A 14,068-nucleotide genomic window follows, 5' to 3' on the forward strand; every position below is an offset into this window, starting at 1 on the left:
CGGTTGGGGGAGAATGGACCCGGTTTCGTCCGGGACCGGAGGCGATGGCTCAAGTCATCCGCATGATGGATTTCCGCGCCCGGCAGTCGCCGGTCCATTTCGATCGTGCCGAACTCGCAACCCTGCTCGAACTCTACAGCCGCCGCGTCGCCGCCGGCGAATGGCGCGACTACGCCATCGACCACGGGCCGCAGCGGGCGGTGTTCTCGGTGTTCCGCCACGCCCGCGAGTCCGCCTTGGTCACCGTGACCAAGCTCGGCTCCGGCTGGATGGTGGCGGGCCCCGGCGGCCGTACCACCCGCGCCGCCTCGCTGGCGGACGTCATCGCGACGCTGGAGAGGCCTCAGACCTGAGGACCCAGCCGATCGGAAATGCGGCGCAGGGTCTTGGCGATCTCGGGGTTGTGCTCGGCCAGCCTGTGGGCGAGGTCGCGGGCCTGCGACCGGTCGAACGGCCGCCCCCCGGCCTCGGCCTCGATCAGCTCCGTCAGCATGCGGATGTCGCGGATATGGTTCTGCATGGTGGCGCCCCCAAACGGTAGACGCCCCCGTTATGACGGCAGCCATGCCGCACCGCAACCGAAGCTTCGGTGACAGTCGCGTAAGGCGGGGCCTTCTCCCCTTTCCCCGCTACCCGGCGTGGACGCCCCAGATGTCGCGCGCATATTCGGCGACGGTGCGGTCGGACGAGAACTTGCCCATGCGGGCGACGTTCAGGATCGCCTTCCTCACCCATTCGTCGGGCTGGCGGTAGAGCCGGTCCACCCGTTCCTGCGCCGCCAGATAGAGCGGGAAATCGGCGGTCAGCAGGTAGAAGTCGCGGTGGATCAGGATGTCGACGATGGGCTGGAAGCGGTCGGGCTGGTCGGGCGAGAAATAGCCGCTGCCGATCAGGTCGATGGCCTTCTTCAGGTCCTCGTCGGCGGCGATGGCCGGCCCCGGCTCGTAGCCGTCGATGTGGTGGCGGGCGACCTCCTGGGCGGTGAGGCCGAACAGGAACATGTTCTCCTCGCCCACCTCCTCGCAGATTTCCACGTTGGCGCCGTCCCAGGTGCCGATGGTCAGCGCCCCGTTCATGGACATCTTCATGTTGCCGGTGCCCGAGGCCTCGGTGCCGGCGGTGGAGATCTGCTCCGACAGGTCGGCCGCCGGCATCACCAGCTCGGCGGTGGAGACGTTGTAGTTGGGCACGAACACCACCTTCAGGCGGTTGCCCACCAGCGGGTCGTTGTTGACCACGTCGGCGACGTCGTTGACCAGCTTGATGATCAGCTTGGCGAGGTGATAGCCGGGCGCCGCCTTGCCGCCGATGATGACGGTGCGCGGCACCAGATCCAGGGTGGGATTGGTGCGGATGTGCTGGTAGCGGGTGACCACGTGCAGCAGGTTGAGGAGCTGGCGCTTGTATTCGTGGATGCGCTTGATCTGCACGTCGAACAGGGAGCCGACCTCGATGTCGACGCCCAGGCGCTGGCCGATGACGTGGGCCAGGTGCTCCTTGTTGGCGCGCTTGACCGCCGCGAAGCGGTCGCGGAACGCCCGATCCTCGGCGAACGGCTCGAGCTTCTTCAACCGGTCGAGATGGGTGACCCAGTCCGGCCCGATGGCCTCGGTGATCAGCGCCGACAGCGCCGGATTGGCCGCCAGCAGCCAGCGCCGCGGCGTCACCCCGTTGGTCTTGTTGTTGATCTTGCCGGGCGACAGGTGCTCGAAATCCGAGAAGATGGTGCTTTTCATCAGGCCGGTGTGGATGGCGGCGACGCCGTTCACCTTGTGGCTGCCGACCACCGCCAGATGGGCCATGCGCACCCGGCGCCCGTCACCCTCGCCGATGATCGAGACCCGGCGCAGCAGGTCGTTGTCGCCGGGATGCTTGTGGCGGACTTCCTGCAAGAATTCGTGGTTGAGCTGGTAGATGATCTCCAGGTGGCGCGGCAGGATGCGCTCGAACAGTTCGACCGGCCAGGTCTCCAGCGCCTCGGGCAGCAGGGTGTGGTTGGTGTAGGCGCAGCACGCCCGGGTCAGGCGCCAGGCCCGGTGCCAGTCGATCTGGTGCTCGTCCACCAGCACCCGCATCAGCTCGGCCACCACCATGGCCGGATGGGTGTCGTTGAGCTGGACGGCGACGGAATCGGGCAGCTTGTCCCAGTCGCTGTGGGACTTGCGGAAGCGGGCCAGGATGTCCTGGATCGAGGCGGCGACGAAGAAGTATTCCTGCTTCAGGCGCAGTTCCTTGCCGCGCGAGGTGACGTCCGAGGGGTAGAGCACCTTGGTCAGGGTCTCGGACTCGTTCTTGTCGCGCACCGCCTCGATGTAGTTGCCGGCGTTGAAGTACTTGAGGTCGAATTCACGGGTGGACTTGGCCGACCACAGGCGCAGGTTGTTGACGGTGCGCCCGCCATAGCCTGGGATCGGCACGTCGTAGGCCATGGCCATCACTTCCTCGGCGTCCATCCACTGGGCGCGGGTGTGGCCGAGCACGTCCTTGTAGTGCACCACGCGGCCGCCGAAGCGCACCGGATAGATCACGCCGGGGCGCGGGAATTCCCACGGATTGCCGTAGCGCAGCCAGTTCTCGGGGCTTTCCACCTGCCAGCCGTGCTCGACGTGCTGGGTGAACATGCCGTAATCGTAGCGGATGCCGTAGCCGAAGCCGGCCACCCCCAGCGTCGCCATGGAATCGAGCAGGCAGGCGGCGAGGCGCCCGAGGCCGCCATTGCCCAGCGCCGCCTCGACCTCCCAGCCCACCACCTCGTCGAAATCGACGCCGAGTTCGCCGATGGCCCGCTTGACCGGCTCGTAGATGCCGAGGTTGATCATGGCGTTGACCAGCGTCCGCCCGATCAGGAACTCCATCGACATGTAGTAGACGCGCTTCTGGTCGTGCTCGTAGTACCGGTTCAGGGTCGGCATCCAGCGCTCGGTCAGGCGGTCGCGCACGGTGAACGCGGCGGCCATGAACCAGTCGCGGGCGTTGGCGTTGACCGGCTCCTTGCCGACCGAATACATCAGATGGCTGGCGAGACTGTAACGGATGCTCTCGACGTCGTCATCGAGCAGCCTCACCACCGGTGCGCCGACATGTCGCATGCTCTCTACCTTCCCCCCATGACTTTCCCCTAGGAGAGTCCCCGGAACGCTCCCCAGTCAAGGCGTTTTGATGCATTCCAAGCGGCGCGGAAGTGGATTTCACGCATCTGGCGCGGACTCCAGCAACGCCATGGGAAAGCCCGCCAGCAGATCGGAAGCAGCCAGCACCGGGGTGCCGCGGCGCAGCGTCGCCGTCACCTCGCGGCCCGACAACAGGTCGCGGTAGCGGTGCCCGCCGACCCGCCGCGGCGCCTCGATTGCGGTTCCGCGCCAGATGCCGGGCGCCCAACCGCCCTCGCCCCACAGCCGTCCGGCCAGGACCGGCACCACCACCGCCACCGCCGCCGCATCGCCGTGGTGGCGGACGAAGGCGACCAGGTTGCCGGCCTGCGGCCCCCGCACCGCCAGCGGCCGGCAGGCGCCTTCGGCGAACAGGTCGGGAAGTCGCCGGCGCAGCTCCAGGGTGCGGCGGATCAGCTCCTGCTTCACCCCGCCGTCCAGCCACAGGGCCGGCAGCGGCGGCAGTCCGTCCTCACCCGGACGGCCGGCGAGGCCGGCGCGCAGGGCGAAGTCCACCGGGCGGCGGTTGTCGGGATCGACCAGCGACAGGTCCCACAGCTCGGTCCCCTGAAAGATGTCCGGCACCCCGGGCAGGGTCAGCTTCAGCAGGGTCTGGGCCAGCCCGCCCAGCATGGAGGCCGGCAGCAGGCGCCGGTGCAGCGCCGCCAGGTCGTCGCGGAACGGATTGCGCCGCCCGGTCTCCAGGATGCGGTGGACGAACTCGGCCAGGGCGGTCTCGTAGGCCTCGTCGGGATGCGCCCACGAGGTGCGGCGCTTGGCCTCCTTGGCCGCCTTCACCGCTGCCGCCGCCATTCGCTCGGCCAAGGCGGAATCGTCGGCGTCGAAGGCTCCGAACAGGGTCTGGTAGATCCAGTACTCGTCGTTGGGCTCGGGCGCCGGCCCGGCTTCCAGGGTGCGGCGGAACGGCGCGTTGAGCTGGTGGCCGCGTTCCAGCAGGCGGCGCCAGTCCTCGGGGAACTCGGACAGGGCGGCGATGCGCAGGCGGGTGTCCTCGCCCCGCTTGGTGTCGTGGGTGGCGGTGGCCAGCATGGCATGGGGCAGGCGGCGGGCGCGGGCGCGCACCGCCTGCAGGAAGGCCGACGGCGACACCCCGAAGCGGGTGGGGTCGCCGCCCACCTCGTTCAGCGCCAGCAGGCGGTTGTAGCGATAGAGCGCGGTGTCCTCGAAGCCCTTGGCCATGACCGGGCCGGTGAATTGCTGGAAGCGCATGGCGAAATCGACGATGGCCCGCGACGAATAGCCGCCCGCCTTGGCCAGCGAGGTGTCCAGCACCGCCGCCACGAAGTCGATCAGCGACGGATCGGCGGCCGAGGCCCGCCGCGCCTTGGCCACCGCCCAGTCGAGGTAGCGGCGGTCGGTGTCGGTGACCCGGCGCGAGGTGACGTAGGTGCGGTAGACCGGCAGCCACGCCACCACCTCGGCCAGGGCGTGGTACAGCCCCGACAGGGTGAAGTCGCGCGAGCGCCAGTGCGAGGCGGCGATGCGTCCCAGCCGCCCCGCCAGCACCCGCAGCTCGCTGGTCATGTGCTCATCGACGATGCGCCGCTTGGCCGCCACCACCTCGGCCTCGAAATCCATGGCGGTGGCGGTGAAGCGCTGGTAGGCCGCGGAGATGGCGGGCTCGGCGGCGGCATCGACGAACAGGCCGCAGACCAGGTTGGTGAAATCGTAGCCGGTGGTCCCGGCCACCGGCCAGTCGCGGCGCAACGGCTCGTGGCGGGCCAGGATCTTTTCGACCACCAGGAACGGCGGCCGGCCGTCGGGTCCCACCCCCCCGGCCTGCAGCATGCGGCAGTATTCGGCGGGGTTGAACAGCCCGTCCACGTGGTCGACCCGCAGGCCCTGGACCATGCCCCGGGCGATCAGCTCGAACACCAGGCGGTGGGCGCGGGCGAACAGCTCGGGTTCCTCGACCATGCGCAGCGCGGCCAGGTCGTTGATGTCGAAGAAGCGGCGGTAGTTGATCTCGTCGGCGGCGACCCGCCAGTAGGAAATGCGCCAGTGCTGCCGTTCCAGCAGGGCATGCAGGCGGGCGGCGTCGCCGGCCAGCGCGGCGAGATGGGCATCGACCGCCTCGGCCACCGCCGGGCGGTCCGCCGCCACCGCCGCCAGCCGGCGCTTCAACTCGGTCGCCCGCTGGCGGCGCGCCGCGACGTTGCGCCCGGGCACGTACTCGTCGGTGAAGTTGCTGAAGTCGTCCACCACGTCGGCCAGCCGGTCGGCATCCTCGCTGTCGCCAAGACCGGCCACCGCGGGACGCAGCAGGCCGGAATAGTCGCGCGGCGTCAGCGGATGGCGGTGGTCCCAGTACCACACGTCGAGCGCGCCGGCGGCACGGTCGAGCCGCGGCACCAGCTCGCCCCGTTCCAGCACCGCGCCGTAATGGTCGCCCAGGAAGGGCAGCAGCAGCTTGCCCCGCAGCTCGCGCCGGGCCGGCAGCCAGTCGATGTCGAAATAGCGGGCGAAGGGGCTGTCCTCGCCCCATTCCAGCACGTCCAGCCACCAGGCATTGTCGGCCCCGCCCACCCCCATGTGGTTGGGCACGATGTCGACGACGATGCCGAGGCCGTGCGCCCTGGCCGCCGCCGCCAGACGCTCCATGGCCGGCATGCCGCCCAGCTCGGGATTGATGCGGGCGTGGTCGACGATGTCGTAGCCGTGGGTCGAGCCGGCCCGCGCCATCAGGATCGGCGACAGGTAGAGGTGGCTGACGCCCAGGCCGGCCAGATACGGCACCTGCGCCTCGGCGTCGGCCAGGGTGAAGCCCTGGTGCAGCTGCAGGCGGTAGGTGGCGCGGGGACAGTCGAACGGCGTCATCGGCTCACCTTTGCAAGCGCACTGGGGCAAGCGCACTGGCGCGCATCTTGGTGAACGCGGGAAGCAGGCCGGGGTTCACAGCGGTACTTCGCCGCCGCGGGGGCGGGTGAAAAAATGGGTTCACCACGAAGACACGAAGGGCACGAAGACGGCGCAGAGGAAAAAGCATCCTTCTCTGTGGCTTCTCTGTGTCTCTGTGGTTAATCCGCCGGCGGGTTCTGAGGGGGTGTGCCTCGTCGCGCGCTAACCCGTCGTCCCCGCGCAGGCGGGGACCCAGGGGTGCACCGACAGCGTGTCCGCGACTCCTGGGTTCCCGCCTGCGCGGGAACGACGATTCAGGGGATGACGGTTTAGCGCTTGGTCCCCCGCCCGTCCGCCAGGCGGCGGGCCAGCGCCTTCAGGCGGGGGTCGGCCAGCACCACCTCCAGCTCGACCGGGAAGCGCAGGCGCCAGTTGGGGTGCTGGTCGGTGGTGCCGGGCAGGTTCATCTGGGTGTCCAGGGCCAGCACGTCCTCGATCTGCACCATCATCAGCCGCGAGCGCACCCGCGCCAGATAGAGGTGGGCGGCCTCGGCCAGGATGTCGGCCTGGGCATCGGTCATCACGCCCTTGGTCGGGAAGTCCTCGGGCAGCAGCCCTTCCTCGGACAAGGTGTGGACCAGCTTCTCGCGGTCGGCCTGGCGGGCCAGCGCCTCGCCTTCGGCCATGTCCTCGCGCGGGTAGAGGTCGAGGCGGCGGCGCAGCGCCACGTCGGCACCGTTCCACCAGCCGCGCACGCTGGGCAGATCGTGGGTGGCGAAGGTGGTCAGCGCCTTCTCGTCGAACTCGGTGGGCCACTTGAAGCGGCCGTCGGTCTGCTCGAACACCATCACCCGATAGGCGAACAGGTCCATGGAATCCATGCGCTCACGGAAGCCCTCGGGCACCGTGCCCAGGTCCTCGCCGATGATCAGGCAGCGGTTGCGCACCGATTCCAGCGCCACCAGCCGGAACAGGTCGTCGGTGGGATAGCGGACATAGGCGCCCTGGTCGGCGCTGGCCCCCGGCGGCACCCAATAGAGGCGGGTCAGCGCCATGGCGTGGTCGAGGCGGAGCGCGCCGGCATGGCGCATGTTGGCGGCCATGACGCCGATGAAGGGGGCGTAGGCGGCCTCCTTCAGGGCGATGGGGTTGAACGGCATCAGGCCCCAGTCCTGGCCCTTCAGCGCCAGCGGATCGGGCGGCGCCCCCACCGAGACCCCCAGCGCCAGATTGTCCTGTTCCAGCCACGCCTCGGCACCGTCGCCGGCGATGCCGACGCCGAGGTCGCGGTAGAGGCCGATACCCGCCCCCGCCTCGATCCCGGCGCGCTGGGCAGCGCCCAGCTGCTCGTCGGCGACGAATTGCAGCCACCAGAAGAACTCGACGCGTTCGCGGTTGGCCTCGGCGAAGGCCGTCACCGCCGCTGAATGGGGATGGCGCAGCTTCTCGGGCCATTGGTGCCAGTAGGTGGAGCCGCCGGCCGCCACCACATTCTCCTGCAGCGCCTCGAAGGTGCAGAACAGCCGGGCGAAGTCGCCGCCCTGGGCCTGGAAGGCGCGGAAGGCGCGGCCGCGCTCGTCCTCCTCGGCCAGGTGGGCGGTGCGGAAATGACGGTAGAGGATGTCGAGCATCGGGCGCGACAGGCGGGCCACCTCGGGATAATCCACCAGGGGATAGCCGCGCACCCGCGCCAGGTTGGCCTGGAAGCCGGGCGAGGCGAACATCCGCCCGGCCTCGCGGCTTTCGGCGAATTCCGGGATGGCCTCGACGTCGATATAGGCGACGTTGAGGAAGCGGCGCGACGACGGCGCATAGGGGCTGAAGCGGTCGGGCAGATTGGCGAACAGGGCATGCAGCGGGTTGATGCCCACCGTCGCCGCCCCCAGCTTGGCGGCGCCCGCCGCCAGGGTCTCCAGCGCTTTGTAGGTACCCACGCCCCAGTCGCCCGGGGTGCGCAGGGCATAGATCTGGGTGGCGACGCCCCAGGCACGGTGCCCGGCGGCCACCGCCGGCGGCACATAGGCGCGGGCGGGCGCCACCGCCAGCACCATGGATGCCTCGGCGCCATCCGCCGCCACCACCGTCAGGCGGTGATAGCCCAGGGGCGGCAGGGCGGGCAGATGCAGGCGCCAGCGCTTGACCAGAGCGCCGTCCAGCCAGCGTTCCTCGGCCCAGTCCAGGCCATCGACCTGGACCTGGCCGGAATGGACCGGCCCCAGTTCCTCCTGCAGCCGCCAGGTGACGAGATCCTTGTCGCGGGCGGCGGGCAGCGTCAGCTCGACCCAGTCGCGCCCCGCCCCCTGCTCCAGCACCGCCACCGGCTCCAGCCAGCGGCGCCAGGGACGGGCGTCCAGCTCGGCCAGGCTGGCGGCGATGTCGTCGTCGCCGGCGACGGCGAAGCCCATGGCGGCCAGGAACACCCGCTTGGTCTCGGCCGGGACCGGGCGCCAGGCGCCGAAGAAGTCCCACCAGCCGTCCTCGATCCCGGCCAGGGTGGCCAGGCGATCGAGCGCCTCGGATGCGGTCATGCGTTCCCCCCGTCGTCCAAATACCAATCGACACCCCAGGCGGGCAATGCGCCGCCCCCCTCGCGCGTAGAATACAGCAGCCGGCCGTCGGCGTGAACCGGCCCCGCCAGCCCCTGGTCGGACAGGTTGGCCTGCACCGTCAGCAGGCTGCCGTCGCCCATCCGCCAGCGTCCTTCCAGGGCATGCCGGCCCAACCCGCGGCAGCCCTCGGACCGCGCCCCGGCCAGCCGCGGCGCGATCTGGCGCCCCCGGATGTGCAGCAGCTCGCGCACCTGCGCCAGACGGCGGGCATGGGGCGGCTTGGCGCGCTCGTCCCAGTCCAGGCGCGAGCGGGCGAAGGTGGCCTTGGCCACCGGATCGGGAATCCGCGCCGCGCCTTTTCCCTGAAACTGGGGGAAATGGGCGAATTCGCGCCGGCGGCCGCGGCGCACCGCGCGGGCCAGCTCGGGGCCGAAATCGCAGAAATACTGGAACGGCGTCGATGCCCCCCATTCCTCGCCCTGGAACAGCAGCGGCGGCGGCGGTGCCAGCAGCATCAGCGCGGTGGCCGCCGCCACCGCCGGCTCGGGGGCCAGGCGGTCGAGGCGTTCGCCCAGCGCCCGGTTGCCGATCTGGTCGTGGTTCTGCAGGAACGACACGAAGGCGGTGGGCGGCAGGCCGGCGCTGGGCTCGCCCCGCCGGGCGCCGTCGCGGTGCTCGGAGTCCTCGCCCTGATAGGCGAAGCCCTCGGCCAGGCAGCGGCACAGATGGGGCAGCGGATCGGCGCCGTAATCGCGGTAGTAGCCGCCCGCCTCGCCGGTCAGCAGGCGGTGCAAGGCGTGGTGGATGTCGTCGTTCCACTGGGCGGTGTAGAACCGGGGCCGCCCGTCGGGCTGGCGCGCCAGCAATCGGGCCGCATTGTCGTCGTTCTCCAGCACCAGGTGGATCGGGCGGTCGGGCAGCGCGGCGCGGGCGCGCTCGGCCAGCTCCTCCAGCAGGCTGGGGCGGCTGTCATCGACGATGGCGTGGACGGCATCCAGGCGCAGGCCGTCGAAGTTGAACTCCTCCAGCCAGTACAGGGCGTTGTGGATGACGAACTCGCGCACCGGAGCGGAATCGGCGCCGTCGTAATTGATGGCCTGGCCCCAGGGGGTGTGGTGGCGGTCGGTGAAGAAGCGCCGGGCGGTGGCGTGCAGGTAGTTCCCCTCGGGACCGAAGTGGTTGTAGACCACGTCGAGGAACATCATCAGGCCGCGCTGGTGGGCGGCCTCGACCAGCGCCTTGAGATCTTCGGGGCGGCCGTAGGAGGCCTCGGGCGCGAAGGGCAGCACGCCGTCATAGCCCCAGCCGCGGGCGCCGGGAAACTCGGCCACCGGCATCAGCTCCACCGCCGTCACCCCCAGCCCGGCCAGGTGGTCGAGGCGGTCGATGACGGCGCGGAAGGTGCCGGCGGGGGTGAATGTGCCCACATGCAGCTCGTAGATCGCCGCCTCTTCCCACGGCCGGCCGCGCCAGGCGCCGTCGATCCAGTCGTGGTCGGCGGGGTCGATCACCTCGGACAGCGCGTGGACGTCATCGGGCTGATGGCGCGAGGCGGGATCGGGCACCACCAGCCCGCCGACCCGGAAGCCGTAGCGGGCGCCGGCGCCGATGCCCGGAACCCAGGCCTCGGCCCAGCCGTCGCCGTCCTTGTCCATGGCGACATCACCCAGCCCGGCAACATGCACCGCCACATCGCCGCAATCGGGCGCCCACAGGCGGAAGCGCACTCCCCCGGGCTCGAGCGCCGGGCCGAAGGGCATCCCATGGGCGCAGCGCATCACCGGGCCTTTCGGGAACCGTGGGGATGCCTGAGAACAGCCAGGGAATGGGGCTTCAAGGGGAAGCGGCTGCCGGCCTCGCAGACCTCGCCGGTGATCAGCGGCGGCGTGCGGGCGGTGTCCACCACCACCTCCCAGGTCTTGCCCAGCAGCGGCGGCGGCAGGGTATAGAAGATGATCTCGGTATAGGCGTTCAGCATGATCATGAAGGTGTCGTCGGTTTCCTCGCGGCCCGAACGGGAATCCCGGGCACAGGACTCACCGCCCAACAGGAAGCCGAGCGAACGGGTATAGGGCAGCGTCCAGTCCACATCCATCATCTCGCGGCCCTCGGGCGTCACCCAGGTGATGTCCTTGATCGCGCTGCCCGGCATGCGGCTGCCCTTGTAGAAGCGCGGGCGGCGCAGCACCGGATGGTCGCGGCGCAGGCGGATCAGCGCCTGCACGAAGGCCAACGTCTCCTCGTCGACGTTGTTCCAGTCGATCCAGCCGGTCTCGTTGTCCTGGCAATAGGCGTTGTTGTTGCCGCCCTGGCTGCGGGCGAACTCGTCGCCGGCCAGCAGCATGGGCACGCCCTGGGACAGGAACAGGGTAGCCAGCATGTTGCGCATCTGCTGGCGCCGCAAAGCGTGGATGTGGCGGTTGGGGGTGGGCCCCTCGTAGCCGCAGTTCCAGGAATAGTTGGCGTCGGTGCCGTCGCGGTTCTGCTCGCCGTTGGCGTCGTTGTGCTTGCGCTCGTAAGAGACCAGGTCGGCCATGGTGAAGCCGTCGTGGCAGGTGACGAAGTTCATGCTGGCCCACGGCCGCCGTCCGCCCCAGCCGAAGATGTCCGACGAGCCGGTCAGGCGCGAGGCGAGATCGCCGATCTGGCCGCCCTCGCCGCGCCAGAACTTGCGCACGGTGTCGCGGTAGCGGCCGTTCCACTCCGACCAGCCGGGGGGGAAGGCGCCCAGACAGTACCCGTCGCCGCCGATGTCCCACGGCTCGGCGATCAGCTTGGTGCGCGACAGCACCGGATCCTGGCGCACCGCGTCGAGGAAGCCCGAGCCGCCGTCGAATCCCACCTTCTCGCGCCCCAGCGAGGCGGCGAGATCGAAGCGGAAGCCATCGACATGCATCTCCTCGACCCAGTAGCGCAACGAGTCCATGACCAGCTGCAGCACGCGGGGATGGCTGAGTTTCAGGGTGTTGCCGCAGCCGGAATAATTCTCGTACCAGCGCTCCTGGCCTTGGACCAGGCGGTAGTAGCTGAGGTTGTCGATGCCCTTGTAGCTGAGCGTCGGCCCCAGGTGGTTGCCCTCGGCGGTGTGGTTGTAGACCACGTCCAGGATGACCTCGATGCCGGCCTCGTGCAGGCGCGCCACCATGGTCTTGAAGTCGCCCAGCGGATTGGCGCCGTAGTAGCGCGGATCGGCGGCGAAGTAGGCGATGGTGTTGTAGCCCCAGTAGTTCCTGAGGCCCTTGTCGATCAGGTGGCCCTCGTCGACGATGGCGTGGACGGGCAGCAGCTCCACCGCCGTCACCCCCAGCTTCACCATGTGGTCCAGCACCGCCGGGTGCGACAGCCCCAGGAAGGTGCCGCGATAGGGGGCGGGAACCGCCGGGTGGCGCATGGTGGCGCCGCGCACGTGCAGCTCGTAGATCACCGTCTCGGACCACGGCACGTTGGGACGGCGGTCGTCGCCCCAGGTGAAGGCGGTGTCGATCACCCGGCACTTGGGCATGTGGCGCGCGTTGTCGCGCTTGTCCATCACCAGATCCTGGCGCGGCGAGCCCAGCTTGAAGCCGAAATGGGTGTCGGACCAGTCCAGCGTCCCCGACAGCGCCTTGGCATAGGGGTCGATCAGCAGCTTGTGCGGATTGAAGCGGTGGCCGGCGACCGGATCGTAGGGGCCGTGCACCCGGTAGCCGTAAAGCAGCCCCGGCCGCGCGTCGGGCAGGTAGCCGTGCCACACCTCGTCGGTGTATTCGGGCAGCTCGACCCGCTCCGTCTCGCGGCCGTGATGGTCGAACAGGCACAACTCGACCTTCTCGGCATGGGCCGAGAACAGCGCGAAGTTGACCCCGTTGCCATCCCACGAGGCGCCAAGGGGATAGGGCGATCCGGACCAGATGCGGCGGCGGTTGGGCAAGGCGGTTCCCTGGCGGGGAAGACGAAGGACCGGACGGGGCGGCAGCAGGGACCTCCGGCCGCGCTTCCCGTCGCGACGTTCGCCCCTGCCCCGGCCGCACTATAGCCGGCGGAGGCGGCGGCGCAAACCCCGGAGGTTCGCCGCTATGGCGCTGGACACCATAGCCGGTGTATGGTATGGAACACCATATGAAGGCGCTGCGCATCTTCCATGACCGGATGGAATTCGAGGATGGCGCCATCCTCGAAATGACCATATGGGCGGTCCCGAAGCCGGTGCACGGCAGCGCGCATACCCTGAAGTACAGCCTATTCTACGGGTTCCCGGGACGGAAGCTGGTGGGCTACGACAACGAGCGGGGCAAGGGCGACCATCGCCACCTGGACGGCCGCGAAGAGGTCTACGTGTTCACCACCCCTGAAGCCCTGGTCGCGGACTTTCTCGCCGACGTGAAGCGCCTGAGAGGTGAAGCATGACCGACAAACTGCGCCTGCACATCGGAACTCCCGAGGACATGGGGCGGCGCTTCGTTGATGCGTGGAAGCGCGCCGAACGGGGCGAGGCGGTTGACGAGACCAACCTGACCTTCCGCGACCTCGAAACCCTGCTGGCCGCGCTGACGCCCAAGCGGCTGGAAATGCTGCGCTACGTCCGGCACCACCAGGTGCCCAGCATCAAGGCGTTGGCCAACGACCTGCACCGCGACTACAAGAACGTTCACAAGGATGTGGATGTCCTGGAACGCCTGGGCCTGCTCGCCCGCTCGCCGGACGCGGTCACCGCTCCCTACGCCGAGGTGAGTGCGCGGTTCCAGTTGTAGGTCACCCCTCCCACGGGTCGAGAATTTCCACCCCGGCCGGCGAAAAGTCCACGCGGTTGCGGGTGACGACGGTCAGGCGGCGGTTCAGGGCGGTGGCGGCGATCAGCCCGTCGATGGCGGGCATCGGGGATTTCAGACGGGCCGTCAGGCGTCCCCATTCGTCGGCAACGGCGAGCCGAACCAGCCGGGCAAATCGACTTCCAGCCAGTCCAGGATGCGGGTGCGGCGCGGGAGCCGGGCAGCTCGACCCGCTCCGTCTCGCGGCCGTGATGGTCGAACAGGCACAGCTCGACCTTCTCGGCATGGGCCGAGAACAGCGCGAAGTTGACCCCGTTGCCATCCCACGAAGCGCCAAGGGGATAGGGCGATCCGGACCAGATGCGGCGGCGGTTGGGCAAGGCGGTTCCCTGGCGGGGAAGACGAAGGACCGGACGGGGCGGCAGCAGGGACCTCCGGCCGCGCTTCCCGTCGCGACGTTCGCCCCTGCCCCGGAGGCAGGATGAGGTACCCGATGACTTACTCGTCGTTCCCGCGAAAGCGGGAACCCAGGAGTCGCGGACACGGTGACGGTGCACCCCCTGGGTCCCCGCCTGCGCGGGGACGACGGAAGGGGGGGAATTACCCGTCATCCCCGCGAAGGCGGGGATCCAGGAGTCGCGGACACGGTGGCGGTGCACCCCTGGGTCCCCGCCTGCGCGGGGACGACGGAAGGGGGGGGAATTACCCGTCATCCCCGCGAAGGCGGGGATCCAGGAGTCGCGGACACGGTGGCGGTGCACCC

The 14,068-nt window shown here is 69.6% G+C and carries 10 protein-coding genes and 1 pseudogene; 3 read left to right on the forward strand and 8 right to left on the reverse strand.

Annotated elements, in window-relative coordinates:
• Window positions 1-44: 44 nt before the first annotated feature.
• Entirely contained in the window at window positions 45-353 is a 309-nt protein-coding gene (locus MTBUT4_RS18545) for a DUF2794 domain-containing protein (RefSeq protein ID WP_173981200.1), read from the forward strand.
• Here MTBUT4_RS18545 and MTBUT4_RS18550 read toward each other — a convergent pair.
• The 6 genes from MTBUT4_RS18550 to glgX all read right to left on the reverse strand — a co-directional run bounded on the left by MTBUT4_RS18550 (window position 344) and on the right by glgX (window position 12,467).
• The gene (locus MTBUT4_RS18550; protein WP_173981201.1) at window positions 344-520 is read right to left on the reverse strand and encodes a hypothetical protein; all 177 of its coding nucleotides are present in this window, start codon (window positions 518-520) and stop codon (window positions 344-346) included. The genes MTBUT4_RS18545 and MTBUT4_RS18550 overlap by 10 nt on opposite strands.
• Window positions 521-629: 109 nt before the next feature.
• Complete coding sequence (locus tag MTBUT4_RS18555; protein WP_173981202.1) at window positions 630-3,089, reverse strand: glycogen/starch/alpha-glucan phosphorylase; 2,460 nt, start codon at window positions 3,087-3,089, stop codon at window positions 630-632.
• Window positions 3,090-3,188: 99 nt separating this feature from the next.
• Complete coding sequence (gene treY, locus MTBUT4_RS18560) at window positions 3,189-5,987, reverse strand: malto-oligosyltrehalose synthase (protein WP_173981203.1); 2,799 nt, start codon at window positions 5,985-5,987, stop codon at window positions 3,189-3,191.
• Between the two features lie 350 nt (window positions 5,988-6,337).
• Window positions 6,338-8,536 carry a 4-alpha-glucanotransferase gene (gene malQ / locus MTBUT4_RS18565; RefSeq protein WP_173981204.1) on the reverse strand — a complete coding sequence of 733 codons (2,199 nt, stop codon included), beginning with the start codon at window positions 8,534-8,536 and terminating at the stop codon, window positions 6,338-6,340.
• Entirely contained in the window at window positions 8,533-10,335 is a 1,803-nt protein-coding gene (gene treZ / locus MTBUT4_RS18570) for a malto-oligosyltrehalose trehalohydrolase (protein ID WP_254434932.1), read from the reverse strand. Before treZ ends, malQ begins: the two co-directional genes overlap by 4 nt.
• Window positions 10,335-12,467 carry a glycogen debranching protein GlgX gene (gene glgX, locus MTBUT4_RS18575; RefSeq protein ID WP_173981205.1) on the reverse strand — a complete coding sequence of 711 codons (2,133 nt, stop codon included), beginning with the start codon at window positions 12,465-12,467 and terminating at the stop codon, window positions 10,335-10,337. The genes treZ and glgX overlap by 1 nt, the downstream gene beginning before the upstream one ends.
• A gap of 188 nt (window positions 12,468-12,655) precedes the next feature.
• Here glgX and MTBUT4_RS18580 point away from each other — a divergent pair, with 188 nt between their 5' ends.
• Window positions 12,656-12,943 (forward strand): DUF6516 family protein, encoded by a 288-nt coding sequence (locus MTBUT4_RS18580; RefSeq protein WP_173981206.1) that lies wholly within the window; start codon window positions 12,656-12,658, stop codon window positions 12,941-12,943.
• Window positions 12,940-13,287: a hypothetical protein gene (locus MTBUT4_RS18585; RefSeq protein ID WP_173981207.1), complete on the forward strand. Its 348-nt coding sequence runs from the start codon at window positions 12,940-12,942 to the stop codon at window positions 13,285-13,287. The genes MTBUT4_RS18580 and MTBUT4_RS18585 overlap by 4 nt, the downstream gene beginning before the upstream one ends.
• Window position 13,288: 1 nt before the next feature.
• Here MTBUT4_RS18585 and MTBUT4_RS19750 read toward each other — a convergent pair whose 3' ends face one another.
• Together MTBUT4_RS19750 and MTBUT4_RS19655 are read right to left on the reverse strand one after the other, a co-directional pair.
• Window positions 13,289-13,411, reverse strand: a complete 123-nt coding sequence (locus MTBUT4_RS19750) for a hypothetical protein (protein WP_256367269.1) — start codon at window positions 13,409-13,411, stop codon at window positions 13,289-13,291.
• A gap of 112 nt (window positions 13,412-13,523) precedes the next feature.
• Window positions 13,524-13,685 (reverse strand): annotated as a pseudogene (locus MTBUT4_RS19655) (hypothetical protein); the annotation flags it as partial.
• Window positions 13,686-14,068: the final 383 nt, after the last annotated feature.

The organism is Magnetospirillum sp. UT-4, from assembly GCF_902729435.1.
Classification (GTDB): Bacteria; Pseudomonadota; Alphaproteobacteria; order Rhodospirillales; family Magnetospirillaceae; genus Magnetospirillum.